We start from the raw sequence: 24,212 nt of genomic DNA, 5'->3' as shown, positions 1-24,212 counted from the left end.
TTTATTCCGGTTTCAGGTGGTTTTCAGGTTCAGTACGATGGCGGACACGGTCGAATTTGCGAAGATGAACGGGCTTGGCAACAAGATCCTCGTTGTCGACATGCGCGGCCGCAGGGATATGGTGACGCCTGCGGCGGCCATTGCGCTCAATGCCGATCCCGCCACGCAGTTCGATCAGATCATGGCAATCCACGATCCGCGTGTCGGCGGCACCGATGCATTCATCGATATCCTCAATTGCGACGGCACGAAGGCGCAGGCCTGCGGCAACGGCACGCGCTGCGTGGTGCAGGCGCTGTCCTCTGAAACCGGCAAGACCACCTTCACCTTCCAGACGGTGGCGGGCATCCTGAACGCCGTTGAGCATGAAGACGGCATGATTTCCGTTGATATGGGCCTGCCGCGTTTTCGCTGGAGCGACATTCCGCTTTCTGAAGAGTTCCACGATACCAGCCGCATCGAGTTGCAGATCGGGCCGATCGACGCGCCGATCCTGCATTCGCCGGCCGTCATGTCCATGGGAAACCCGCACGCCATTTTCTGGGTGGATCGCGATCCGATGGAGTTCGATCTGGAACGCTTCGGCCCGCTTCTGGAAAACCACCCGATGTTCCCTGAAAAGGCCAATATCACGCTGGCGCAGGTTATTTCCGACAGTGCGCTTCGCACCCGCACTTGGGAGCGCGGCGCCGGGCTGACGCTCGCCTGCGGTTCTGCCGCATGTGCCGCTGCCGTTTCCGCTGCGCGCACCGGCCGCACGGGCAGGAAGGTCACCATCGATGTCGCCTCCAGCCCTGTGCGTGTGCCGCTTACAATTGAGTGGCGCGAGGACAACCACGTCATCATGACGGGGCCGGCCGAATGGGAATGGTCCGGCATGGTCGATCCCATCAACGGCGCCTGGTCGCGCGATGCCGTGGCTGAGCAGGGGGCCATATGAGCGGCGTCGAGGTCATAACCTTCGGCTGCCGTCTCAATACCTATGAATCGGAAGTGATGCGGGCGGAGGCCGAAAAGGCCGGGCTCAACAATGCCGTCTTGGTCAATACCTGCGCGGTGACCGGCGAGGCGGTGCGCCAGGCGCGCCAGGCCATCCGTCGGGCAAGGCGCGACAATCCGCATGCGCGCATCATCGTGACCGGCTGTGCTGCCCAGACTGAAAAACAGACCTTTGCCGAGATGCCCGAAGTGGATGCGGTGCTGGGCAATGAGGAAAAGCTGAAAAGCGCCTCCTATCGCGCGCTGCCGGATTTCGGCGTTTCGGCGGAAGAAAAGCTGCGCGTCAACGACATCATGAGCATCAAGGCGACCGCGCCGCAGATGGTCAAGCACATTGACGGGCATGTCCGTGCCTTCATTCAGGTGCAGAACGGCTGCGATCATCGCTGTACCTTCTGCATCATTCCCTATGGGCGGGGCAATTCCCGCTCCGTGCCGATGGGCGCTGTGGTGGAGCAGGCGCGCAGGCTGGTGGAAAGCGGTTATTGCGAAATCGTGCTGACCGGGGTGGATGCTACCAGCTACGGTGCCGACCTGCCGGGCGAACCTTCGCTAGGGCTTCTTGCCAAGACATTGCTGAAGCAGGTGCCGGAAATCTTGAGACTTCGGCTATCCTCGATCGACAGCATCGAGGCCGACCACCATCTGATGGATCTGATTGCCGGTGAACCGCGTTTCATGCCGCATCTTCACCTGTCCCTCCAGCATGGCGACGACATGATCCTGAAACGCATGAAACGCCGTCATCTGCGGGCCGATGCCATCCGTTTCTGTCACGAGGTGCGGTCGCTCCGGCCGGATATCGCATTCGGTGCTGATATGATCGCCGGTTTTCCGACCGAGAACGAAGAGATGTTCGAAAACGCCGCGACGCTTGCGGAAGAATGCGGCATTTCCAGCCTGCACGTATTTCCCTACAGCCCGCGTGCCGGCACGCCGGCGGCGCGTATGCCGCAGCTCGACCGTGCGCTGGTGAAGGAGCGGGCGGCGAGGCTTCGTGAACGTGGCGAGGCACTCAGGCTCGTGCATCTGCAAAACATGCTCGGTTCGACGCAAACGATCCTCGTTGAAAACACCGGTTTTGCGCATACCGACAATTTCACGCTGGTGGCGGCGCCCGATCTTCTCCCGCGCACTCTTGCGCAGGTTGAGATTACCGGCCACAACGGCAAACATCTGAACATGAAGCTTCTCGCAGCGGACGCGGCCTGAAGCGGCACAGGAAAAGACACGGGAACGACCATGGCCCTCGGCTTCATCAAAAAAGTCTTTTCTTTCGGCAAGGACAAGGCCGGGACTGACGGCAAGCCGCAAGAGGATTCCGCGCTTGAACGCGCCAGAGAAAATGTCTCTTTCGATGAGGCGCTGAGCGAAGCCGAAGCGCATCCCATTGTCGAGAAAGACCCTGTTTCCGAACTGGAGATTGAGACGGCCGGTGGGCCTGCTCCGGATGCCGATGCGGCCCTTTCCGACGACCAAGAGGAAGAGGACGCGCCGCTTCTGCCCGGCGCCGAGCAGGCCGGAGACATCGGCGTTGTTCCGCTGTCGCTGTTGCAGGCCGAAGCTGCTGCCGAAGAACAGGCCGAGGTTTTGCCCGAACCTGCCGATGCCGTGCTCGATGCGGATGCGATGGATGCGCTGCTCGATGAGGCGGAGGCTGCCGGTGCCGTCGAGCCCTCTGCCGTTTCGCCGATCTTGCCGAAAGGTTTTGCGGCGGCAAGCGAGCGGGAAGAGCCTGTCGCCGAAGCGCCGCAGCCGAAGCTCAGCTGGTTCCAGCGCCTGCGGGCCGGGCTTGCGCGCACCTCCTCGCAACTTACCACCCAGATTTCGGCGCTGTTCACCAAGCGCAAGCTGGATGAGGATACGCTCGACGAACTGGAAGACCTTCTCATCCAGTCGGATCTGGGTGTCGAGACCGCCATGCGCATCACGGGCGCCTTGTCTTCTGAACGTTACGGCAAGGATGTCAGCGGCGAGGACGTGGCGCGCATCATGGCAGGTGAGATCACCAAGGTCCTGAAACCAGTCGCCAAGCCGCTGGAACTCGATCTTTCACACAAGCCGCATGTCATTCTCGTCGTCGGCGTGAACGGCACCGGCAAAACCACGACCATCGGCAAGCTCGCCTCCAAGCTCTCGGGCTCTGGCCTCAAGGTCATGCTCGCGGCCGGCGATACGTTCCGTGCGGCGGCAATCGAGCAGCTCAAGATCTGGGCGGATCGCACCGGCTCGCAATTCATTGGCACCAAGCTCGGTGCGGATGCCTCGGGTCTCGCTTACGACGCCTATGAGCAGGCGCGTGCGCAAAAAAGCGATGTGCTCATCATTGATACTGCCGGCCGTTTGCAGAACAAGACGGAGCTGATGGCGGAGCTGGAAAAGATCGTGCGCGTGCTCGGCAAGCTCGATCCCGATGCGCCGCATACCGTGCTTCAGACACTGGACGCCACGACCGGGCAGAACGCCTTGAACCAGGTGGAGATATTCCGCAATGTTGCGGGTGTTTCGGGCCTGATTATGACAAAATTGGATGGCACGGCGCGGGGCGGTATCCTCGTGGCCATTGCCGCCAAACACAAGCTGCCGGTGTATTTCATTGGTGTGGGTGAAGGCGTGGACGATCTGGAGCCCTTCGAGGCGGAAGATTTCGCCAAGGCCATTGCGGGAGTTTGAGTATGGATATTGAAAGCAATTCCAAGGAAAGCGAAAAGATGGTGGCGGAAATCAGCCCGCTCCTGAAATTCGTGCTCGAGCTTGGCCCGCTTATGGTGTTCTTTTTCGCCAATTCCCGCGGCGAATGGCTGGCCTCCACTTTTCCGGTACTGACGGAGTTCGGCGGGCCGATCTTCATCGCCACCGGCCTGTTCATGATCGCAACCGCAATTGCGCTTTCCGTCTCATGGATGCTGACGCGCAAGCTGCCGATCATGCCGCTGATATCAGGCATTGTGGTTCTCGTGTTCGGTGCGCTGACGCTGTGGCTGCAGAACGATACCTTCATCAAGATGAAGCCAACCATCGTCAATGCGCTGTTCGGCGTCATTTTGCTGGGAGGCCTGTTTTTCGGCCAGTCGCTGCTTGGCTATGTCTTCAATTCGGCCTTCAGGCTAAACGATGAGGGCTGGCGCAAGCTGACGCTGCGCTGGGGCGTGTTCTTCCTCTTTCTCGCCGTGCTGAACGAGGTGGTCTGGCGCATGTTCTCAACCGACGCATGGGTTGCGTTCAAGGTGTGGGGCACGATGCCGATCACGATCATCTTCACCATGGCGCAAATGCCGCTCGTCATGCGTCATTCGCTCGAACCGCTGAACAAGGACGAAAAATGACAGTTGCAGAGATGCCGGCTTCCCGTCCGCGCTCGTTCAAATGGTTCGGTGTCGCCGGCGGACTTCTTCTTCTACAGATCGTCATCCTCTATGCCATGGGCCGCATTCCCATTTGCGAATGCGGTTATGTGAAGCTGTTCGAACCCGGTGTGAACACGCCGGGCAATTCCCAGCATCTTGCCGACTGGTACACGCCCTCACACATTATCCACGGCTTCTTGTTTTACGGGCTCGCCTGGCTGCTGTTTCGCAAGAAACCCCTTTCCATGCGGCTTTCTTTTGCGGTTTTGATAGAGGCAGCGTGGGAAATTCTCGAAAACTCGCCGCTCATCATCGATCGTTACCGCACGGCGACCATGGCGCTGGGTTACACCGGCGACAGCATCCTGAACTCCGCGATGGACACCGTTTTCATGGCGCTGGGTTTCCTCTTCGCCGCCCGCGTGCCGGTGTGGCTGACGGTTGTGATCGCCATCTTCTTTGAAATCTTCACCGGCTGGCTGATCCGCGATAATCTGACGCTGAACGTAGTGATGCTTGTCTGGCCCGTCGAAGCGATCAAGCAATGGCAGAACGCGCTTCCGCCAATGTGAAGATATCTGCCCGTACGTGCGTCGGAAAGGCACGAAAACCCTGCGTTATATGCAAGTTTTCTTAAGGGCATTGCGGTAGTGTCCGGGCTCAAAGGCTCGTCTTTCCGTCCGGCAGAACACTGTGCAAGATAATTTCGCCTACCTTCTCCCCTTCATCATGCTGACATTCGGTGTGGTATTCCTGTTCCTGCAGAGGACCGGCCACGCTTCGGCGCGATATTGGGGTTTCGGATATCTTTCGGCGGCGTTTGGTTTTGCCGCACCTCTGGTGCTTGGCGGCTTGCCCTTCGAAGTACAGGCGATCGTCTCGAACCTGTTGTTTTTCTCTGCCTTTTTTCTCTACGGCCATGCGCTGCTTACCCATTTCGGACGGCCGCTTTATACGACGGCGCGACTGTCGATCGTGGCTGCGGCGGTTTTGCTGGTCTCGTTCCATGTCTTCGTCACACCGGATCTGAAACGTGAGCTGGTCATCGGTGATCTTGTCTGCGCCCTGCTGCTCGCCATCCCGGTCTGGATCGTGCGGAAGCGGCCCCTGGCGCTTGCAGACAGGCTGATGGTGGCGATTGCGTCACTCGTGGTGCTCGAAACGCTGGTGCGCATCGGCATGTTGCTGGTGATGACGCCGAACGGTTCGATGATCGAACTCAGTGAATTCTTCGAATCCGATTATGCTTTCTACATGCAGCTTGCCGCGAGCATATTCGGCTTTCTGCTTGCGCTATCCGTACTCGCGAGCCAGATTTCCGTGACTGTCGACCGGCACCTGCAAGCGGCTGAGCACGATCCGCTGACGGATGTGCTGAACCGCCGTGGGTTCGACCGGCGCGTTCCCGATTTTCGCAGCGGGACACCAATAGGCGCAGTAATTGCGTGCGACATAGACCATTTTAAGCGTATCAACGATGACTATGGCCACGCCGCCGGCGATATCGTTCTCATCGGCCTTTCAGACCTTCTCAGGAAAAGCGCGCGTGGCGACGCTCTGGTGGCGCGTTTCGGTGGCGAGGAATTCGTGGTTTTCCTGCCCGGCCACACCGCCGCCGCGGCCGGTCACCTTGCCAATGCCATGCGTTTGAACCTTCTGTCGCTGGATTGGCGTAGCCGTGGCGTGGCCACCAAGGTCACGGCGAGCTTCGGCGTTTCAGCTGTCGCGAGGGGAGATCATTCAATTCACGATGCGATCAAACGCGCCGACGACAGCCTGTATGCGGCAAAGCGTGGTGGCCGCAATCAGGTCGTGCTTGAAGGGATGGGTTTGCAGGCGACAGCCGAAGGGCCGTCGCTAAGGGTGATTTCCAAGGCATAGTATCGTTCGGCGCGCGGGCTACTTTCCGGCCGCAGCGGTGATCGCCGGCAATAAATCCCGCTCGACGCTGCGGGCATCGAAGGGGCCGACCTTTTTGTAGAGGATCGTGCCGTCGGCGCCGACCAGATAGCTTTCAGGGATACCATAGACACCCCAGTCGATCGCGGCCTTGCCGTTCGGGTCTACGCCTATCGCGGCAAAGGGATTGCCGAGTTCGCCGAGAAAACGAAGCGCGTTGTCCGGTTTGTCCTTATAGTTGATGCCGACGACGGTGATGCGTTTGTCTTTCGCCAATTCCTGAAGGATGGGATGCTCCTGACGGCAGGGAATGCACCAGGAGGCGAAGACGTTGACCAGCGTCAGCTTACCCTTGACGGCGGCATCGTTGAGGGCCGGCAGGTTTGAGCCTTCCAGCGGCGGCAGCGACAGTGCGGGCGCCTTGGTTCCGATGAGCGCCGATGGAATGGCGCTGATATCCAGCCCGTTGACGTCCTGATCGTAGAGCATCTTGCCGGCGATAATGGCAAAACCGCCGAAAAGCAGAAGCGGCAGAAGCGCCAGGGCATATCGCGTGCGCCCCGTGCTTTTGGCTTTGGTGTTCTGGTCCTGGCTGGCCTGCGTCATCGGGTTTCACCCGCAGAACCGGCTTTTGCCCTGCGGCGCACGCCGGATGCCTCCAATTCCTTCAGTTCCCGTTTGCGCGCCTGACCATCCAGGATGACCCAGGCGATGAGACAGAGGACAACAAGGCCGGTCGCCGCATAGGACATGCCGATATAAAAGGCGTGTGTCATGTTCTCATGCCTCCCGGTTTGCCATGCGGGCGGCAAGCCGCCGTTGGGCTGCCACGCGCCGGCGCCAGATTTCGTTACGCATTGCGGCGATGTGCAACGTGAAGAATAGTAGCGTGAAGCCGATCGCCATGGTCAGAAGCGGCCAGAGAAACTCCGAATCGATTGCCGAGCCGCCCATGCGGATGACGCTTGCCGGCTGGTGAAGCGTGTTCCACCATTCAACTGAAAACTTGATGATGGGAATATTCACAAAACCAACGAGGATGAGCACGGCACTGACACGGGCGGCTCTGGAAGGGTCGTCCATGGCGCGGTTGAGCGCTATCAGGCCAAGATACATCAGAAAAAGCACGAAGACGGACGTCAGCCGCGCGTCCCATACCCACCAGGTTCCCCACATGGGTTTACCCCAGAGCGAGCCGGTAACAAGCGCAATCAGCGTGAACGCAGCGCCTATGGGTGCGGCCGCCTTGTGGCTGACATCCGCAACCGGATGACGCCAGACGAGCGTGCCGATCGCTGAGACCGCCATGACGGTATAACACATCATCGAAAGCCAGGCGGAGGGGACATGCACATACATGATGCGCACGGTATAACCCTGCTGGTAGTCGCCATCTGTCGTGAAAGACAGATAGAGACCGGCGGCCAGCACCAGTGCCGTCAGGACCGCAAGCCACGGCAGAATGCGTGCCGAGAGCGCCAGAAACCGCGTGGGATTGGCGAGATCACTGAATTTGGTGATGGTGAAAGTCTGCTCGTTCATGCCGTTTGTGTAACCCGAGAATGGCTGCCCCGCAATTGATCGCCGTCAATCGTAGATCGGCAATTGCGGTTTCATCAATCCATAACATTGCGCAATGCCAAAGCGGCAAAGAAAGGACCGGTCACGGCTGAAAATAACGTGATCGCGCAGAGAATGAGGAAGGGCGGCAGAAAGGGTGCCGGATCCTGCACCGCCGCATAGGACGCGCTGACGCCGAAGATCAGTACCGGAATGGCCAATGGCAGCACAAGGATGGAGACCAGAAGGCCGCCGCGCGGCAAGGCAACGGCGACAGCGGCACCCACCGCGCCGATGAAGGTAATGGCGGGCGATCCGACAAGGAGCGTGAGCATCACCGCGCCGATCGCCACTTCGTCCATGTTCATGAACAGGCCGATGAGCGGCGAGGCGATGACCAGTGGCAGACCCGTTCCCACCCAATGTGCCAGGCATTTGATGAGCACGGTCAGCACAAGCGGGTTTTCCTGCATGAGTATGAGGTCTAGCGAGCCGTCATCCCGCTCTGCCTGAAACAGCCTGTCGAGGCCGAGGAGGGTGGAGAGCAGCGCGCCGATCCAGACGATGGCCGGGCCGATGCGTGCAAGCAGATTGAGATCAGGCCCGACACCGAAGGGGATGACGGCGACAACGGTCATGAAGAACAAGACGCCGATCAGCGCGCCACCGCCGGCGCGGATGGAGAGTTTCAGGTCGCGGAGGAAGAGGGCGGTCATTGGAGGCGCCTCGGTAGGCGGGCATACCCCGCACACGCACCCATCACGCCCAAGCCTCCACACCTGCAAATCCCGTCATCTGCAATTTCCGCGCATTGTCGAGCCCAAGCGGCTGATGGGTGGCAGCCATGACGATGCCGCCTCTCCTCAGGTGGCTCTTGACCAGATCCGTAAACATGCCGTCCGCTGCTTTGTCGAGCGCCGCTGTCGGCTCGTCGAGAATCCACACCGGCCGCCACGCGATCAAAAGCTTTGCCATGGCAAAACGTCGCTGCTGGCCTGCGGACAGGTAACCGAAGGGCAGGTGGGTGATGCCCGCAAGGCCGACGATGTCTGCCGCCTCATCAATATCGACACCGGCGCCGCCGGTGAAGTCACCGAGAAAGTCTTTCCAGAACCACAGATTCTCCGAAACCGTCAGTTCCGTTTTCATTGCGTTGCGATGGCCGAGATAATGGCAGGCCTCCGATGGGCGCATGTCCGTTTCTATTCCTTTGCCGGCTATCTTTACCCACCCCTGCTCGGGGCGCAGCAGGCCGGCGACAGTGCGCAGAAGCGTGGATTTTCCCGAGCCGTTGCGGCCGGTCAGCACCAGCGCTTCGCCGTCACTTAACTTGAAGGAAATGTTCATGAATATGAAATCTTCGCCGCGTCGCACGCCAAGATTTTCCGCCGTCAAATCCATGCTGCGTTTCCGTATAAGATTTTCATCGTCTCGCATAAAAAAATCGATTTGATTTCCTGAATGGTCTGGCACGTTTCTGAGAAATTATCTATATGGGTGTCAACCACGCCAGCGGCCGGCGTGAACATCATCTTGCGCCGGACTTGACGATTGCGAGGAGCAATTTTCACGTGCGGACAGCGGAAATGGTCGTACCCGCATCCTGATGTGCATGAGTGCATAGGTGTCCGCACGCACGTGTTGGCTATCAGAGTAAGCGGGGTTCTTTATCCATGCCCAAATCACTCGACAGTTTTCATTGTCGTTCCGTCCTTACCGTTGATGGTAAGGACTACGTCTATTTCAGCCTTCCCAAGGCTGAGGCAAACGGCCTGAAGGGCGTTTCCAAGCTCCCCTATTCCATGAAAGTTCTTCTGGAAAACCTGCTTCGTTTCGAGGACGGCCAGTCCGTCACCAAGGAGCATATTCTGGCCGTTGCAGAGTGGCTGAACAATAAGGGCCTGACCGAAAACGAAATCGCTTATCGTCCCGCCCGCGTTCTCATGCAGGACTTCACCGGCGTTCCGGCTGTGGTCGATCTCGCCGCTATGCGCGATGCCATGGTGTCGCTCGGTGGTGACCCGGAAAAGATCAATCCGCTCGTTCCCGTCGACCTCGTGATTGACCACTCTGTTATCGTTGACGAATTCGGCACGCCGACGGCGTTTGCCCGAAACGTCGAGCTTGAATATGAGCGCAATGGCGAGCGTTACCGCTTCCTGAAGTGGGGCCAGCAGGCATTCAAGAACTTCCGCGTAGTTCCGCCCGGTACCGGCATCTGTCACCAGGTAAACCTCGAATATCTCGGCCAGACCGTCTGGACCAAGGAAGAGGACGGCGAAACGATCGCTTACCCGGATACCTGCGTCGGCACCGACAGCCACACCACCATGATCAATGGTCTTGGCGTTCTCGGCTGGGGCGTTGGCGGTATCGAGGCTGAAGCAGCGATGCTCGGCCAGCCTGTCTCCATGCTCCTGCCTGAGGTCATCGGCTTCAAGCTGACCGGCAAGGTGAAGGAGGGCGTGACTGCGACCGACCTCGTGCTGACCGTCGTGCAGATGCTGCGCAAGAAGGGCGTGGTTTCCAAATTCGTCGAATTCTTCGGCCCCGGCCTCGATTCGATGACGCTGGCCGACCGTGCCACCATCGGAAATATGGGTCCGGAATATGGCGCTACCTGCGGCTTCTTCCCGGTTGATGGCGAGACCATCAACTATCTGACCATGTCCGGTCGCACCAAGGACCGTATCGCGCTTGTCGAAGCCTATTCGAAGGCACAGGACATGTGGCGGACCGGCGACGGTTCCGACCTCGTCTTCACCGACACCCTTGAACTCGACCTCGGCGACGTCGTGCCATCCATGGCCGGTCCGAAGCGTCCGGAAGGCCGTCTGCCGCTCGAAACCATTGCACCGAATTTCGCGACGGCTCTCGAGAACGACTACAAGAAGCCCGGTCAGCTCCACAGCCGCTATGCGGTTGAGGGTGAGGAGTTCGATCTCGGCCATGGCGATGTGGCGATTGCCGCCATCACCTCCTGCACCAACACGTCCAACCCTTCCGTTCTCATCGCTGCCGGCCTTCTCGCCCGCAATGCGGTTGCCAAGGGTCTGAAGTCCCAGCCGTGGGTGAAGACCTCGCTGGCGCCGGGGTCGCAGGTCGTTGCCGAATATCTCGACAAGTCGGGTCTGCAGAAGGATCTCGATGCGATTGGCTTCAACCTCGTCGGTTTCGGCTGCACCACCTGCATCGGCAACTCCGGCCCGCTGCCCGCACCGATCTCCAAGACGATCAACGACAAGGGCCTGATCACGGCCGGCGTTCTTTCCGGCAACCGCAACTTCGAAGGCCGTATCTCGCCCGATGTTCAGGCGAACTATCTCGCCTCGCCGCCGCTCGTCGTGGCCTACGCGCTTGCCGGTACGGTCCAGAAGGACCTGACGAAGGAGCCGATCGGCGACGACCAGAACGGCAATCCGGTCTATCTCAAGGATATCTGGCCGACCTCGCAGGAAATCCAGGAATTTATCCTGAAATACGTCACCCGCGAACTTTACGAATCGAAGTACGCTGATGTCTTCAAGGGTGACGCGAACTGGCAGGCCGTTCAGGTTCCCCCGGGCCAGACCTATGCCTGGGACGACAAGTCGACCTATGTTCAGAACCCACCTTACTTCGTGGGCATGGGCAAGACCGGTACGGGCCTTACGAACATCAAGGGCGCCCGCGTTCTCGGTCTCTTCGGCGACAAGATCACAACCGACCACATTTCCCCGGCCGGTTCGATCAAGGCTGCTTCGCCCGCCGGCGCCTATCTGACGGAGCACGGCGTGGGCGTTGCCGACTTCAACCAGTACGGTACGCGTCGCGGCAACCATGAAGTCATGATGCGCGGCACCTTCGCCAATATCCGCATCCGCAACCACATGCTCGGCCCGAACGGCAAGGAAGGTGGCTACACCATCCACTATCCGTCGAAGGAAGAGATGTCGATCTACGACGCTGCCATGAAGTACAAGGCGGAGGGCGTTCCGCTCGTCATCTTCGCCGGTGTCGAATATGGCAACGGTTCTTCCCGCGACTGGGCGGCGAAAGGCACCAACCTGCTCGGCGTCAAGGCGGTCATCGCACAGTCCTTCGAGCGTATCCACCGCTCCAACCTCGTCGGCATGGGCGTCGTTCCCTTCGTCTTCGAGGAAGGCACGACCTGGGCAAGCCTTGATCTCAAGGGTGATGAAGTCGTCGAGATCGATGGTCTCGAAGGTGAAATCAAGCCGCGTGAAAAGAAGATCGCCAAGATCACCTACAGCGACGGTTCGGTGAAGGAAGTTCCGCTTCTATGCCGCATCGATACGCTGGATGAAGTGATCTACATGAACAATGGCGGCATTCTGCAGACGGTTCTTCGCGATCTGGTTGCCTGACAAAGCTCAGACCAACAAAGGACGCCGGGATTTTTCCCGGCGTCTTTGCGTTTCATCATCTCTTTTTTTGTGATTGCCACTCACCCCTTCGTGACTTTCTATTGAAGTGGAATAGACGTTATTTTCCGGTTTGCATCCGGTTGGGTTGATCGCATCAATTCGTCTGGATATCTGCTCCGGACAAAGGTTCTTGTAATGCCGCTGAAATTGCCCCTGTCGATATGTCTTCTCGGCACGTTCCTCGTCACATCCGCGCATGCGCAGGAGGCTGTGAAGGGCGTTGTCGAGTTGTTTACATCGCAGGGATGCGCGTCCTGCCCGCCGGCGGACGAAGCATTGCGCAAGATGATCCAGAAGGGTGATGTGGTCGGCCTCTCCTACCATGTCGACTACTGGAATTATCTTGGCTGGACAGATTCCCTGGCATCGAAGGAAAATACAGAGCGGCAATATGGCTACATGCGCGCTCTCGGCCGCAACGGTGTCTATACGCCGCAGGCCATCCTGAACGGTCGCGACCACGTCAAGGGTGCGGATGTCCGCGGGATTTACGACAGGCTGGATGCTTTCAAGCGCGAGGGCCAGGGGCTGAACGTGCCGGTCGCGTCCAAATTTGCCGGTGACGAGGTGGAGATCGATATTGGCGCCGGTAGCGGCAAGGCCGACGTCGTGGTCGCCTATTTCACGCGCGAGCAGACGGTAGACGTGCAGAAGGGCGAAAACCAGGGGAAGAAAATGTCCTACTGGCACAGCGTCTATGACGTGCAGACCGTCGGCATGTGGGATGGTTCACCGATGACGGTGAAGCTTCCGGCAAGCGTGGTGGCAAAGGTGAAAAAGGGCGGCTGCGCCGTGCTGTTGCAAACGGCAAATGCCAGCGGCGATCCGGCGGCAATCGTCGGTGCAAGTATTTTACTGGGGAATGAAACACCCTGATCGCCTGTCTGGCGATGGAAGATCCGATCCGGGCATTGGGGGCTGGGGGTAAAGGGTCAATGCACCGGATCGGGTCATCTTGGTGCCTAGGCATCAATTGACAATAGGACTATTCCATTCAATTCGGGCCATGGTTTGACCGAAATACGGCAGGCCATGCTAAAATGGCTGCCTAAATGGTTACCTTTTTTACCCCTGCTTTTTTCTAAGGCAGCGTCCTTATGGACATCGGCTGGTGTCTTTCTGCGTCGCAGACGCCGGGTTTCGCTGCCGTCCTAAGACCGTAAAACCCTTCTCCAAAGTTGCGATCTCACGTTCAATGGCTGTTCGAGACTTGCAATTTTGTCTTCTCCGGCTCACATTAATCGGACGACTTGGGTGGAATCGGAGGTATTGGATGACCGATCAACCGGATGTGCAGCAGGTTCAGACCGCTTCACGCGACAGTTCCACCGTTGTCGATCTCCGCGAGTACAAAAAAGACAAAGACCCTCTGCCAATCACATTCCATCGGCGCGAGCTGGATGCGATCCTGCGCATCTATGGCCGCATGGTGGGAGAGGGCGAGTGGCGCGACTATGCCATCGACCACTTGAGGGAAAAGGCGGTATTTTCAGTCTTTAAACGCTCGGGTGAAATGCCGCTCTACAGGATCGAGAAGAACCCCAAGCTGGCGGCGAAACAGGGCGCCTATTGCGTGGTGAATACGGATGGCCGCATTCTCAAACGTGGCCACGAACTGCCGCAGGTTCTCAAGGTTTTCGACAAGGTCCTGAAGCTTATCGAGTGAGATGGGACGACGGGTTACCCATTCCGCCGCTTGATGCCACAGCGGGTTGGGAGACGGTCAGGTTTCGAATTTCTTGTAAATAAAAAGGCGGCCGAATGGCCGCCTTTTGCATGTTTGCCAGTTGGGTTCCTGCCCTTACTTGTCACGGTTGCCCATGAACTGCAGGAGGAACATGAACAGGTTGATAAAGTCGAGATAGAGCGTCAGCGCACCCATGATCGCCTTGCGGCCAGCCACGGCAACTTCGTCGCCATCGAAATACATTTCCTTGATCTTCTGCGTGTCATAGGCGGTGAGGCCAGCGAAGATCAGCACGCCAATCGCGGAGATCGCGAACTGAAGCGCGGAAGAGGCGAGGAAAATGTTGACGATGGACGCGATGATCAGGCCGAACAGACCCATGATCAGGAACGAACCCATGCCCGAAAGGTCTTTCTTCGTCGTGTAACCGTAAAGCGAGAGCGCGCCAAACGAGGCAGCGGTCACGAAGAACGTCTGTACGACGCTCTGGCCGGTATAAACCATAAAGATCGAGGACAAAGAAACGCCCATCAGCGCCGCATAGATCCAGAAGGTTGTCTGGGCGGCGGAAACGCTCATGTTCTGGATACGGAAGCTAAGGAAGAACACCAGTCCGAGCGGTGCGAGCATGACGACCCAGCGCAGCGGTGACGCAAAAAGCAAAGTGGCAAAAGCTTCGTTCGAAGCTGCAAGCGTATATGTGCCGAACGCTGCGATGCCGGTGATGACCAGAGCCAGCGCCATCAGGTTGTAAACCTTGAGCATGTAGGCGCGAAGACCTTCGTCGATCATCGCACCAGTCTGTGCACGGGTCTGGGCCATGCGGTTCTGGTAGTTATTGAAGTCAGCCATTGTTTCCTCTTTTGAGCTCCGTAATTGCTACGGTGTCGGGATACCTCCCGGGCGCCGCTGCGGAGCTTCAGCAAGCCTGCCCAAGAATATGATGGCAGAACGTGTCCGATACAAGGCCTTTCACAGTCGAAAAGACACCATATGCGCGAAAAGCGCTCACGTTTCAGCGATCATTACAAAGAATTAATCGTTAAAGTTAAGCAGCGCACAACCGAAGATTATTCACCCGCCTGCCGCAAAACCGGAGCGGCCTTCTGCCCGAGAATTCGCCATGTGCCCATGAGGCCGATGCCTACCGTCATGACGAGGGCGACGACGACCGTGCCGATCGCCACATCCGGCAGGAAGCTGGAGGGCAGCTTCATGATGCGGGAAATGACGAACCAGGCGGAGACGCCGCCGGCAAAAAGCGCAAAAACGGCGGTGGCGAGACCGAGCATCATATATTCATAGGAGAAGGCGCGGATCAGCAGGCTGCGTGTACCGCCCAGTGTTTTCAGGATGACCGCATCATGGGTGCGGGCACGGTTTCCGGCGGCAAGAGCGCCGGCGAGGACGAGGACGGAGGCTATGAGCGCAACGGCCGCTGCGGCGCGAATTGCGGTGGCAAGCTGGCCGACCAGCCGGTTGACCACATCGAGGGCGTCCTTCACGCGTACGCTTGTTATCGTCGGGTAGGCGTTGGTAACGGCGCGCAATATCTGGCCCTCCTCGCTTGCGGATGCGGAGGGGTCGGCGAGTGTGGCAAGCCAGGCATGTGGTGCGCCACGGAAGGTATTGGGTGAAAACACCATGACGAAATTGATCGACAGCGATTCCCATTCGACATTGCGCAGATTGGCGATCTTTGCCGTGATGCTGCGGCCGAGCACGTTGACGGTAACGGTGTCGCCGATCTTGAGGCCCAGTTCCTGCGCCTCTTTCGCCGCAAAAGAGACCAGCGGCTCGCCGCTATAATCTGGTCCCCACCATGTTCCTTCGGTCAGCTTGGCGTTTTCGGGAGCATCCTGCGAATAGGTTATGCCCCGATCACCGCGCAGCAGCCAGCGGCCGGATGGCGGCACGTCTATCTTCGTCACGTCCTCGCCATTGAGCGCCAGAATGCGGCCGCGCAGCATCGGCACCTCGGTCAGCGTGCCCTGAGGTGCTTCTTGCCTGAGAAGATCGCGGAAACCCTGCAACTCGGTGCCCTGAATATCCACGAAGAAGAAATTCGGCGCTCGTTCCGGCAGGCTGTCGGTCAGTTCGCGGCGCAGATTGCCGTCGATAAGCGTCAGGGTCACCAGCAACGTCAGCCCAAGGCCGAGGGAGAGAACGACCGAGGGGGTGAGCGCACCCGGCCGGTGAATATTGCCGATCGCCAAGCGAAGGGCGGCGGAATGAACGCGCGGGCTGCGTTTGGCAATGGCCTTGACGCCTGACGCCACCAGTCGCAGCACCACAAACGCGAAGGCGATGGCGGCAAGGAAAACCGAGGCGATGAAACGTTCTTCTGCCGAAAAGATGGCAAGTATGGCCAGCGCAGCCAACAACAAGCCCGTCACTGCAAGATAAGGCCAGGACGGCCAGCTGCCCTCCTCGAACCCCTGCTCTCGAAAAAGGGCGGTCGCGGGAACTTCGCGCGCCTGGCCGAGTGGCACGATGGCGAAGGCAAGTGTCGTCAAGATGCCGAACAGGGCGGCAAGACCAAGTGCTGCTGGATAAAAGGCAAGCTCTTTCGGCACCGGAAGCACACCCTCCAGAAACCGCATGGCGATCAGCGGGGCGATGGCGCCCACAGCGAGGCCGATGATGATGCCAACGGCGGCAATGAACACGATCTGGAAGAGATAGGTCATGGTGACCACGGAAGCCGGCGCGCCGAGGCATTTCAGCGAGGCGATCGTGGTGCGCTTGGAATCAAGAAAGGCGCGAACGGCGTTCGCAACGCCGACGCCGCCAACGATGAGGGCGGTCAGGCCTACCAGCGTCAGGAATTGCGAGAAGCGGTTGACGTTTTCGGTAAGCGATGGCGCTGCCCGGTCACTCGTGCGGATGGACCAGCCGGCATCGGGAAACGTCTTGTTGGCTGCATCGGTCATAGTTGCCCGCGCTGCAGGATCGTTCAGCATGATCTTGTAGGCGTGTTCGACCAGACTTCCGTTCTGAACGAGGCCTGAGGCGAAAAGCGCATCGCGGCTGACCATCAGCCTTGGGGCAAAACCGAAGCCGTCGGACAGGGCATCCGGCTCGTCGACAACCGTGCCGGTCAGTTTCAGCTTCACATTACCGAGAAGGATGTCGTCGCCGACCTTAATGCCCAGCCGCTCCAGGAGAAGCGGCGCGGCCACGGCGCCATAGGTATCGCCGTTCGCAGCCAGAAGCTCGCTCAGAGGCCGGTTTGGATCTGCCACGAACGCGCCGTAGAGCGGATAGGCGCCGTCTACGGCCTTCACTTCCGTCAGCGTCTGTTCGGAACCATCGGCAAGGCGCGCCATGGAGCGCAGCCCTGTGGAAACGGCGATTTTGCCGAGGCCATCGAGGTAGGCCCGTTCCTCTGCGGTTGCCTCCCTGTTGCGCAGCTCGAAGCGCACATCGCCAGCCAGTATCGATTGGCCTTCCGTCGCAATCGCGCTGGTGACGGCGCGTGACACGGAGTTGACAGCGGCAATGGCGCCGGTTCCGAGCGCGATGCAGGCGAGGAAAATATAGAAGCCACGAAGGCCGCCGCGAATTTCGCGCCGCGCGAGCCTCAATGCGTTTTTGATGTTGGCAACAGACGGGAGAATGGAGCCGATCATGCCGATACCGCCCGGGCCATATGGGCAGTGGCGCTGTCACCCTCTATCTCGCCGGAGCGCACTTTGATCTGTCTTGAGCAACGGGCGGCCAGTGACGGATCATGGGTGACAAGGATCATCGTCATGCCGCGTTCGGCCTGTTTTGAGAAAAGAAGATCGGCGATCTGCTGGCCCGTATCCGCATCCAGATTGCCGGTCGGTTCGTCTGCGATCAACACGGCGGGGGAGGGTGCAAGCGCGCGGGCGATTGCAACACGCTGCTGTTCGCCACCCGAGAGCTGGCCGGGATAATGGTTGAGGCGTTCGCCGAGACCGACAGCAACGAGTTCCCGTTTGGCGATCTCGAAGGGGTTCGGCACGTTGGCCAGTTCCAGCGGAACGGCTACGTTTTCCAGCGCCGTCATATTGGCGATGAGGTGGAAAGACTGGAAAACGATGCCGATATTCTTGCCGCGGAAATCCGCGAGAGCATCCTCGCCGAGCTTATGCAATTCCGTGCCCGCTATGACGATCTCGCCGCTATCCAGCCTTTCGAGACCGGCAAGCACCATCAGAAGGGTCGATTTTCCCGAACCGGAAGGGCCGACGATCCCCACCGCCTCGCTTTCGCCAATGGCAAGATCGATGCTCTTGAGAACGTGAACGGAGGCGGCGGCGTTGCCGAGCGTGAGGTCGGCCTTCTTAAGCTCTATGATGCTTTTCGTCACAATTCTCGTTCCTATATATGATGAAAACAGTCTGGCGGTGTCGATGCGGACGGTATTTCAGACAATGCAAACCAAGTTAGGAAAGCCGTGATGAGATTTAAAGCTGCCCTGTTTCACTTCATCGTCATTTTCGCCGCCGCCTTTTCCGCCTCGGCGGCCATGGCGCAGGAGCGGACATTGCAACTGGTTGGCCTGGGCGACAGTCTCATGGCGGGTTACCAGTTACCCCCCACCGATGGCTATACGGCACAGCTTGAAGCTGCATTAAAGGCCAAGGGCATCAATGTTACCGTCACCAATGCCGGTGTGTCCGGCGATACGTCCTCAGGCGGTCTGGCTCGGGCGGAGTGGTCGGTTCCCGATGGCACGGACGGGGTCATTCTGGAACTCGGCGCCAATGATGCGTTGCGCGGTATTGCGCCGGAACAGACGGAAAAGAACCTCGACGCCATCATTTCCGGCTTTCAGAAACGCAACATAGCGGTGCTGCTAGTCGGCATTATGGCACCGCCGAACATGGGTGACGATTACGCCAAGCGCTTCAACCCGATCTATCCGAAGCTTGCAGAAAAATACAACCTGCCGCTTTATCCGTTTTTTCTGGATGGCGTGGTGACGGATGATAAGTTGAAGCTGGAGGACAAGATGCATCCCAATACGCAGGGTGTGGCGATGATGGTGGAGAAATCTTTGCCGGCTGTTGAAAGCTTCATCAAGACAATCGGTGCGCAAAAAAAATAAGCACTTGCGCCCGCCTGCATTGCATGATTCGCTATGCTTGTTCTGCCAAGAGATTCGGGGAGCTCGCCATGCCGAGACTGTTTATCGCCCTCGAAATTCCGCGCAATGCGGCTATGAGCCTGTCATTGTTGCGCGGTGGTCTGCCGGGAGCCCGGTGGATCGATGTGGAGAATTATCACATAACCCTGCGTTTTATCGGCGATATCGACGGGAGAACTGCCGATGAAGTCGTTGACAGGCTGGACCGGATCGACAGGCCGGAATTCCAGCTCAGTCTCAACGGGATGGGTTCCTTCGGCTCCAAGAAACCGCATTCGATCTGGGCGGGGGTTTCCCCCTCGCCGGAAATGAATGCGCTTCAGGCGGAGGTCGAGAGGATCTGTCAGAGGATCGGCCTGCCGCCGGATCCGCGCAAGTTCATGCCGCATGTGACGCTGGCGCGGTTGCGCTCTTCACGGCTGGACGATGTGGTGCAGTATCTTTCCGGGCGCGGCAATTTCCGCACATCCGCCTTCACGGTCGGTCGTTTCGTGCTGATGTCGTCCAAGGAATCGGTGGGTGGCGGACCCTACATCGTGGAAGAGGTGTTCCCGCTTCACGAAGCGCGGTCCAGCGCCATCTTCTCGAGCAACGAGCTGCATCCCGCAAAAAGCATGTTGTAGACGACCAGAAATCCGTCGTCGCCACCGAAGTAGGGATCGGGCACGTTTTCGTGGCGTCCCGAAGCGTAGTCCAGGAACAGGTGGATTTTGTGCTTCCGGTTTTCGGGCGCCTTTCGGAGCAGTTTCGCGAGATTTCCTCCGTCCATGGCAAGGATGAGATCGAAGGTCTCGAAATCGGCCTGGCTGACCTGCCGTGCACGCTGCAGGGAAATATCGATGCCATGCTTGCGGGCGATTGCGATGGATCTGCGATCCGGGGCGGTACCGGTGTGCCAACCGCCGGTGCCGGCGGAATCGACAGTGAGTTGGCGAGATACGCCTTCGGTTTCGGCAAGTTTTGTCAAAATGCCTTCGGCAAGCGGAGAGCGGCAGATATTGCCCATGCAGACAAAAAGAACGGCTGTATGTTTCATTGAATATGCGTCGATCCGGTCGTTGAGGCGTTAATGTTTGTCCGAAACAGCGGATCGCATGTCAAGCGGAGGCAAGATGCATGAAATATCCCAGACTTGAGCCGGAAGCCGTCCGGCAGGCGCTTTTAAAACTCGAAGGCTGGTCCTTGCGCGAGGACGGGGCGGCAATCGTCCGGTCGTTCAAGTTTGCGAGTTTTGCGGAGGCTTTCGGTTTCATGGCCGAGTCCGCACTCGTGGCAGAAAAGCTCAATCATCATCCAGAATGGTCCAACGTCTATTCGCGCGTCAGGGTCTGCCTCACCACCCACGATTCGCAAGGCGTGACCGAGCGGGATTTCCTGCTCGCGGAGGCCATGCAGAAGGCGGCAACGGGCCGTGGGAATTGAACGGCGGGCTTTAACTCCCATATAATAACCGTGACCGGAGGACCGTCGATCATGGATGATGTGAAAATCGGTGAAATTCTTTTGCCCGGGGAAACGGGCAGCCAGGGCGAACGCGAACGCGTCGTGCGCGCCAAATTCTGGCCGAAGCTGAAGCGTGTGATGACCAAAGTGCCCTTCGCGCGCGATGCGGCAGCAGCCTATTATTGCGCGATCGACCGGGATACGCCGCTGCGTGCCAAGGGCATCATTCTGGCCGCGCTCGCCTATTTCATCATGCCGTTTGATGCCATACCGGACATGCTGGCGGTCGTTGGATTTACCGACGACATCGCGGTCATTACGGCCGCGCTTGCGATGATCCGCGCCCACATCAAGATGGAGCATTACGATGCGGCGGATGCCATGCTGAAACGGCAGCAGGAGGCCGAATAACACGTCTGTGATGACGAGGCTCCTCGGAGCCGGGCAGGTGACAAATTGTTGCCTGAATTTGTGTGTCATAGACATGACGGGGAGGGCGTGCCACGCCTTTCTTCTCAGGGTGCGGGCGTAGCCGATCTGTAACACTTCAAGACGTTTTCGGCATTTTATACGTGTTGTTGACGGTTTGGTAACCGCTTCCTGACCACAATGAGAAAAGACGATCCGCACCTGAACGTGGCCGATCCATAAACATGGAGCCCGCCGCTGCTTCGGGCCAATGGAAGACAATAACCCGGCAGGAAATTCTATGTTTGTAAGAAGTGTAGCAACCGCAGTGGCCATTTTGCTGACCAGCGTCGGCGTAGCATCTGCACAGTCGCCCACGCGCATCCAGCAGTTCAATGCATGGGGCGCCTATTCGTACAAATCGGGCAACAGCACCGTCTGCTACGTTCTTTCCATCCCCACTTCCAAGGAACCGGCGAGCGTCGATCACGGCGATATCTTCTTCATCGTGTCGCAGCGTCCGGGCCAGAATATTTCCTACGAGCCGCAGGCCATGGTGGGTTACCCGCTGAAGCAGGGCTCCAAGGTCAATGTCACGATCGACAACAAGAACTTCGTGATGTTTACCAAGGACAAGGCTGCCTGGGTTGAAAATGCTGCCGAAGAACCCGCTCTCGTGGCCGCGATGAAGGGCGGCAAGTCGATGACGGTGAAGGCGGTCTCCGGCCGCGGCACCGCGACTTCCTATTCCTATTCGCTTTCGGGCATTTCGGCTGCTTTCAAGCAGATCGAAAGCTGCAAGTAATTCTGACGCTTCGTCAGCTTTGTGATTGGCCGGTCATTGACCGGCCATTTGCGTTTTTGCTTGTTTGATGCTAAAGGCGCGGCAACATTGACAGGCGGATGCGCGAAAAGTGCTCCGCCTTTGATTTTCTCGACATGCAGACGATTTTCCGCCTTTCCTAAAGGCCGGTCGTGCGATGCATTGGATGATGGGATAGCGTGATGTCCGTATTGCATGCCCCTGCCGGTCTGGCAGTCAAAACTCCCCTGATCGCCAATAGCGATCTCATGTCCGGCAAGCCGTCGCTGATCGGCATGACGCGGGAGGAAATGGGCGAGGCGCTGGCCGAGATCGGCGTGCCGCAGAAGCAGGTGAAGATGCGTGTCAGCCAGTTGTGGAACTGGCTATATGTGCGCGGCGTCTCGGATTTCGACAACATGACCAATGTTGCCAAGGAACTCAGGGAAAAGCTGAAAGCAGCCTTCACCATTGCCCGCCCGGAAATCGTCGAGGAGCAGATTTCCAACGACGGCACCCGCAAATGGCTGATGCGTTTTCCGCCGCGCGGTGCGGGACGTCCTGTCGAGATCGAGACGGTCTATATTCCCGAAGAAGGACGCGGCACGCTTTGCATTTCGAGCCAGGTGGGCTGTTCGCTGACGTGTTCCTTCTGTCACACCGGCACGCAACGTCTGGTGCGGAACCTGACGGCTGAGGAAATTCTCTCCCAGCTTCTGCTCGCCCGCGACCGGCTCGGCGATTTTCCTGACGGTTCGACGCCGGTCGGCGCCTATGTGCCGAGCGAAGGCCGCAAGGTCTCCAACATCGTGATGATGGGCATGGGCGAACCGCTCTACAATTTCGAACATGTGAAGACCGCACTTCTGATCGCCACCGATGGTGACGGCCTGTCGCTCTCCAAGCGTCGCGTGACCCTGTCCACCTCGGGCGTCGTGCCGGAAATCTTCCGCACGGGCGATGAGATCGGCGTCATGCTGGCGATTTCACTGCATGCGGTGCGCGACGATCTGCGCGACATGCTGGTGCCGATCAACAAGAAATACCCGCTGAAGGAGCTGATCGAGGCTTGCCGCAATTATCCGGGTGTCTCCAACGCCCGCCGCATTACCTTCGAATATGTGATGCTGAAGGATGTGAACGACAGTCTGGAAGACGCCAAGATGCTGGTGCAGCTTCTGAGGGGCGTTCCAGCCAAGATCAATCTCATTCCGTTCAATCCGTGGCCAGGCACGAATTACCAGTGCTCCGAATGGGCGCAGATCGAGAAGTTCGCGGATTTCATCAATCAGGCGGGTTACGCTTCGCCGATCCGTACGCCGCGCGGCCGCGATATTCTCGCTGCCTGCGGCCAGCTGAAATCGGAATCCGAGCGCATGCGCAAAACCGAAAGGCTGGCTTTCGAGGCGATGATGATTGCCAACCACGGTGCGGACGACTGAATCGACGCCAATCGCGGCAGAAAGCTTGGTTCGTTACGGTTCTTTGATTGATTTCGGGCGGTCTTGTTTCTAATAAGACGGCAATAAGAAACCAACTGGAGGATACCTATGCGTGCATTCATTCTGGCGCTCGCGGCCGCGAGCGCCCTCGTTCTGCCGGCCAAGGCTGAAAACGTCACCGTTGCCGTCACCGCCATTGTCGAACATCCGGCGCTTGACGCCGCACGTGACGGCGTCAAGGCAGCGCTTGCCGAAGCCGGTTACAAGGAAGGCGAGAACCTCAAGTTCCTCTACGAGTCCGCGCAGGGTAATCCAGGCACCGCAGCGCAGATTGCGCGTCAGTTCGTGGGCGAAGCCCCCAATGTCATCGTACCGATCTCCACACCGTCCGCCCAGGCTGTCGTTGCAGCGACGCGCGACATTCCGGTTGTCTTCACGGCTGTTTCCGATCCGGTTGGCGCACAGCTCGTTAAGGACATGCAAAAGCCCGGCCGCAACGTGACCGGACTTTCCGACATGCTGCCGGTTGCTGAGCATCTGGCGCTGATCAAGGAAATTTCGCCCAACGCCAAGTCCATCGGCTTTATCTACAACTCCGCCGAAGCCAACTCCGTCTCGACGCTTGCAGCGCTGAAGGCTGAGGCTGAAAAGGCCGGCCTGAAGGTCGTTGAATCTGTCGCCACTAAATCCGCCGAAGTGCAGGGCGCGACGCGCGCACTGGTCGGTAAGGCCGACGTGATCTACGTGCCGACCGACAATACCATCGTTTCCGCTTTCGAGGCGGCAGCTGGCGTTGCGAGTGAGGCGAAAATTCCGCTTTATGCCGCCGATACGGATTCCGTTGCGCGCGGTGCGGTTGCGGCTCTCGGCTTCAATTATTTCGACGTTGGCAAGCAGACCGGCGCTGTCGTTGTTCGCATTCTTAAGGGTGAGAAGCCCGGCGACATTCCGGCAACCGTTGCCGTCGGCACCGATCTGGTGATCAACAAGAAGGCTGCTGAAAAAGCTGGCGTCACCTTCCCCGAAAGCGTGACGAAGCGCGCCACCAAGGTCATCGACTAAACCGGACTTCGGGCGGC

General features: G+C 58.7%; 25 protein-coding genes. 16 read left to right on the top strand and 9 right to left on the bottom strand.

Features of this window, described 5'->3' with window-relative positions; translation table 11 throughout:
- Positions 1-37: 37 nt before the first annotated feature.
- The 6 genes from dapF (at position 38) to AC5SEO_RS17370 (ending at position 6,227) form a co-directional block, all read left to right on the top strand.
- Entirely contained in the window at positions 38-940 is a 903-nt protein-coding gene (gene dapF, locus AC5SEO_RS17395) for a diaminopimelate epimerase (protein WP_038492432.1), read from the top strand.
- Positions 937-2,211, top strand: coding sequence for a tRNA (N(6)-L-threonylcarbamoyladenosine(37)-C(2))-methylthiotransferase MtaB (mtaB, locus tag AC5SEO_RS17390; protein WP_141193425.1), 1,275 nt, complete (start codon positions 937-939; stop codon positions 2,209-2,211). The genes dapF and mtaB overlap by 4 nt, the downstream gene beginning before the upstream one ends.
- 30 nt (positions 2,212-2,241) lie before the next feature.
- Positions 2,242-3,672, top strand: a complete 1,431-nt coding sequence (gene ftsY, locus AC5SEO_RS17385; RefSeq protein ID WP_111799130.1) for a signal recognition particle-docking protein FtsY — start codon at positions 2,242-2,244, stop codon at positions 3,670-3,672.
- Between the two features lie 2 nt (positions 3,673-3,674).
- A complete protein-coding gene (locus AC5SEO_RS17380; protein ID WP_003516625.1) occupies positions 3,675-4,325 on the top strand; it encodes a septation protein A in 651 nt (216 codons plus the stop codon).
- A complete protein-coding gene (locus AC5SEO_RS17375; protein ID WP_174068664.1) occupies positions 4,322-4,918 on the top strand; it encodes a DUF2585 domain-containing protein in 597 nt (198 codons plus the stop codon). The genes AC5SEO_RS17380 and AC5SEO_RS17375 overlap by 4 nt, the downstream gene beginning before the upstream one ends.
- A 121-nt stretch (positions 4,919-5,039) precedes the next feature.
- On the top strand, positions 5,040-6,227 hold the full coding sequence (locus tag AC5SEO_RS17370) for a GGDEF domain-containing protein (protein ID WP_162633736.1): 1,188 nt from the start codon (positions 5,040-5,042) through the stop codon (positions 6,225-6,227).
- A gap of 18 nt (positions 6,228-6,245) precedes the next feature.
- Here AC5SEO_RS17370 and AC5SEO_RS17365 read toward each other — a convergent pair whose 3' ends face one another.
- The 5 genes from AC5SEO_RS17365 to ccmA form a co-directional block, all read right to left on the bottom strand.
- Positions 6,246-6,851, bottom strand: coding sequence for a DsbE family thiol:disulfide interchange protein (locus AC5SEO_RS17365; RefSeq protein ID WP_013636917.1), 606 nt, complete (start codon positions 6,849-6,851; stop codon positions 6,246-6,248).
- Positions 6,848-7,021: a heme exporter protein CcmD gene (gene ccmD, locus AC5SEO_RS17360; RefSeq protein ID WP_013636916.1), complete on the bottom strand. Its 174-nt coding sequence runs from the start codon at positions 7,019-7,021 to the stop codon at positions 6,848-6,850. The genes AC5SEO_RS17365 and ccmD overlap by 4 nt, the downstream gene beginning before the upstream one ends.
- A 4-nt stretch (positions 7,022-7,025) precedes the next feature.
- A complete protein-coding gene (locus tag AC5SEO_RS17355; protein WP_141193423.1) occupies positions 7,026-7,787 on the bottom strand; it encodes a heme ABC transporter permease in 762 nt (253 codons plus the stop codon).
- Between the two features lie 74 nt (positions 7,788-7,861).
- On the bottom strand, positions 7,862-8,521 hold the full coding sequence (ccmB, locus tag AC5SEO_RS17350) for a heme exporter protein CcmB (RefSeq protein ID WP_174068663.1): 660 nt from the start codon (positions 8,519-8,521) through the stop codon (positions 7,862-7,864).
- Between the two features lie 43 nt (positions 8,522-8,564).
- Entirely contained in the window at positions 8,565-9,206 is a 642-nt protein-coding gene (ccmA, locus tag AC5SEO_RS17345) for a heme ABC exporter ATP-binding protein CcmA (RefSeq protein WP_174068662.1), read from the bottom strand.
- 272 nt (positions 9,207-9,478) lie between these two features.
- Here ccmA and acnA point away from each other — a divergent pair, with 272 nt between their 5' ends.
- From acnA to AC5SEO_RS17330, 3 genes are all read left to right on the top strand, one after another.
- Positions 9,479-12,172 (top strand): aconitate hydratase AcnA, encoded by a 2,694-nt coding sequence (gene acnA, locus AC5SEO_RS17340; protein ID WP_003516634.1) that lies wholly within the window; start codon positions 9,479-9,481, stop codon positions 12,170-12,172.
- Between the two features lie 195 nt (positions 12,173-12,367).
- Positions 12,368-13,108: a DUF1223 domain-containing protein gene (locus tag AC5SEO_RS17335; protein ID WP_003516643.1), complete on the top strand. Its 741-nt coding sequence runs from the start codon at positions 12,368-12,370 to the stop codon at positions 13,106-13,108.
- 397 nt (positions 13,109-13,505) lie between these two features.
- Positions 13,506-13,898: a DUF2794 domain-containing protein gene (locus tag AC5SEO_RS17330; protein ID WP_003516645.1), complete on the top strand. Its 393-nt coding sequence runs from the start codon at positions 13,506-13,508 to the stop codon at positions 13,896-13,898.
- A gap of 135 nt (positions 13,899-14,033) precedes the next feature.
- On the opposite strand, the gene AC5SEO_RS17325 is transcribed toward AC5SEO_RS17330, so the two are convergent.
- The 3 genes from AC5SEO_RS17325 to AC5SEO_RS17315 form a co-directional block, all read right to left on the bottom strand.
- Positions 14,034-14,771 (bottom strand): Bax inhibitor-1/YccA family protein, encoded by a 738-nt coding sequence (locus tag AC5SEO_RS17325; protein ID WP_149910413.1) that lies wholly within the window; start codon positions 14,769-14,771, stop codon positions 14,034-14,036.
- Between the two features lie 218 nt (positions 14,772-14,989).
- Positions 14,990-17,551: an ABC transporter permease gene (locus AC5SEO_RS17320; protein ID WP_112290092.1), complete on the bottom strand. Its 2,562-nt coding sequence runs from the start codon at positions 17,549-17,551 to the stop codon at positions 14,990-14,992.
- Positions 17,548-18,258 (bottom strand): ABC transporter ATP-binding protein, encoded by a 711-nt coding sequence (locus AC5SEO_RS17315; protein WP_003516652.1) that lies wholly within the window; start codon positions 18,256-18,258, stop codon positions 17,548-17,550. The genes AC5SEO_RS17320 and AC5SEO_RS17315 overlap by 4 nt, the downstream gene beginning before the upstream one ends.
- 90 nt (positions 18,259-18,348) lie before the next feature.
- Between AC5SEO_RS17315 and AC5SEO_RS17310 the strand changes: the two genes are divergently transcribed.
- Entirely contained in the window at positions 18,349-18,999 is a 651-nt protein-coding gene (locus AC5SEO_RS17310; RefSeq protein WP_003516653.1) for an arylesterase, read from the top strand.
- A gap of 68 nt (positions 19,000-19,067) precedes the next feature.
- Positions 19,068-19,661 carry an RNA 2',3'-cyclic phosphodiesterase gene (thpR, locus tag AC5SEO_RS17305; protein ID WP_003516655.1) on the top strand — a complete coding sequence of 198 codons (594 nt, stop codon included), beginning with the start codon at positions 19,068-19,070 and terminating at the stop codon, positions 19,659-19,661.
- Here the strand turns inward: thpR and AC5SEO_RS17300 are convergent.
- Positions 19,595-20,074: a low molecular weight protein-tyrosine-phosphatase gene (locus tag AC5SEO_RS17300; protein ID WP_174068661.1), complete on the bottom strand. Its 480-nt coding sequence runs from the start codon at positions 20,072-20,074 to the stop codon at positions 19,595-19,597. The two genes, thpR and AC5SEO_RS17300, sit on opposite strands and share 67 nt — an antisense overlap.
- Before the next feature lie 80 nt (positions 20,075-20,154).
- Between AC5SEO_RS17300 and AC5SEO_RS17295 the strand changes: the two genes are divergently transcribed.
- From AC5SEO_RS17295 to AC5SEO_RS17275, 5 genes are all read left to right on the top strand, one after another.
- Positions 20,155-20,460, top strand: coding sequence for a 4a-hydroxytetrahydrobiopterin dehydratase (locus AC5SEO_RS17295; protein WP_025594571.1), 306 nt, complete (start codon positions 20,155-20,157; stop codon positions 20,458-20,460).
- A gap of 51 nt (positions 20,461-20,511) precedes the next feature.
- Entirely contained in the window at positions 20,512-20,892 is a 381-nt protein-coding gene (locus tag AC5SEO_RS17290; RefSeq protein WP_003516660.1) for a YkvA family protein, read from the top strand.
- A gap of 298 nt (positions 20,893-21,190) precedes the next feature.
- Positions 21,191-21,694, top strand: a complete 504-nt coding sequence (locus tag AC5SEO_RS17285; RefSeq protein ID WP_003516662.1) for an invasion associated locus B family protein — start codon at positions 21,191-21,193, stop codon at positions 21,692-21,694.
- A 266-nt stretch (positions 21,695-21,960) separates the two neighbouring features.
- Positions 21,961-23,133, top strand: coding sequence for a dual-specificity RNA methyltransferase RlmN (gene rlmN, locus AC5SEO_RS17280; protein WP_075807724.1), 1,173 nt, complete (start codon positions 21,961-21,963; stop codon positions 23,131-23,133).
- A gap of 108 nt (positions 23,134-23,241) precedes the next feature.
- Entirely contained in the window at positions 23,242-24,195 is a 954-nt protein-coding gene (locus AC5SEO_RS17275; protein ID WP_003516666.1) for an ABC transporter substrate-binding protein, read from the top strand.
- Positions 24,196-24,212: the final 17 nt, after the last annotated feature.

The sequence above is a fragment of the Agrobacterium sp. K11 genome, assembly GCF_059429395.1.
Note: the sequence above shows the minus strand (reverse complement) of the source record. Positions and strands in the feature narration are given on the sequence as shown.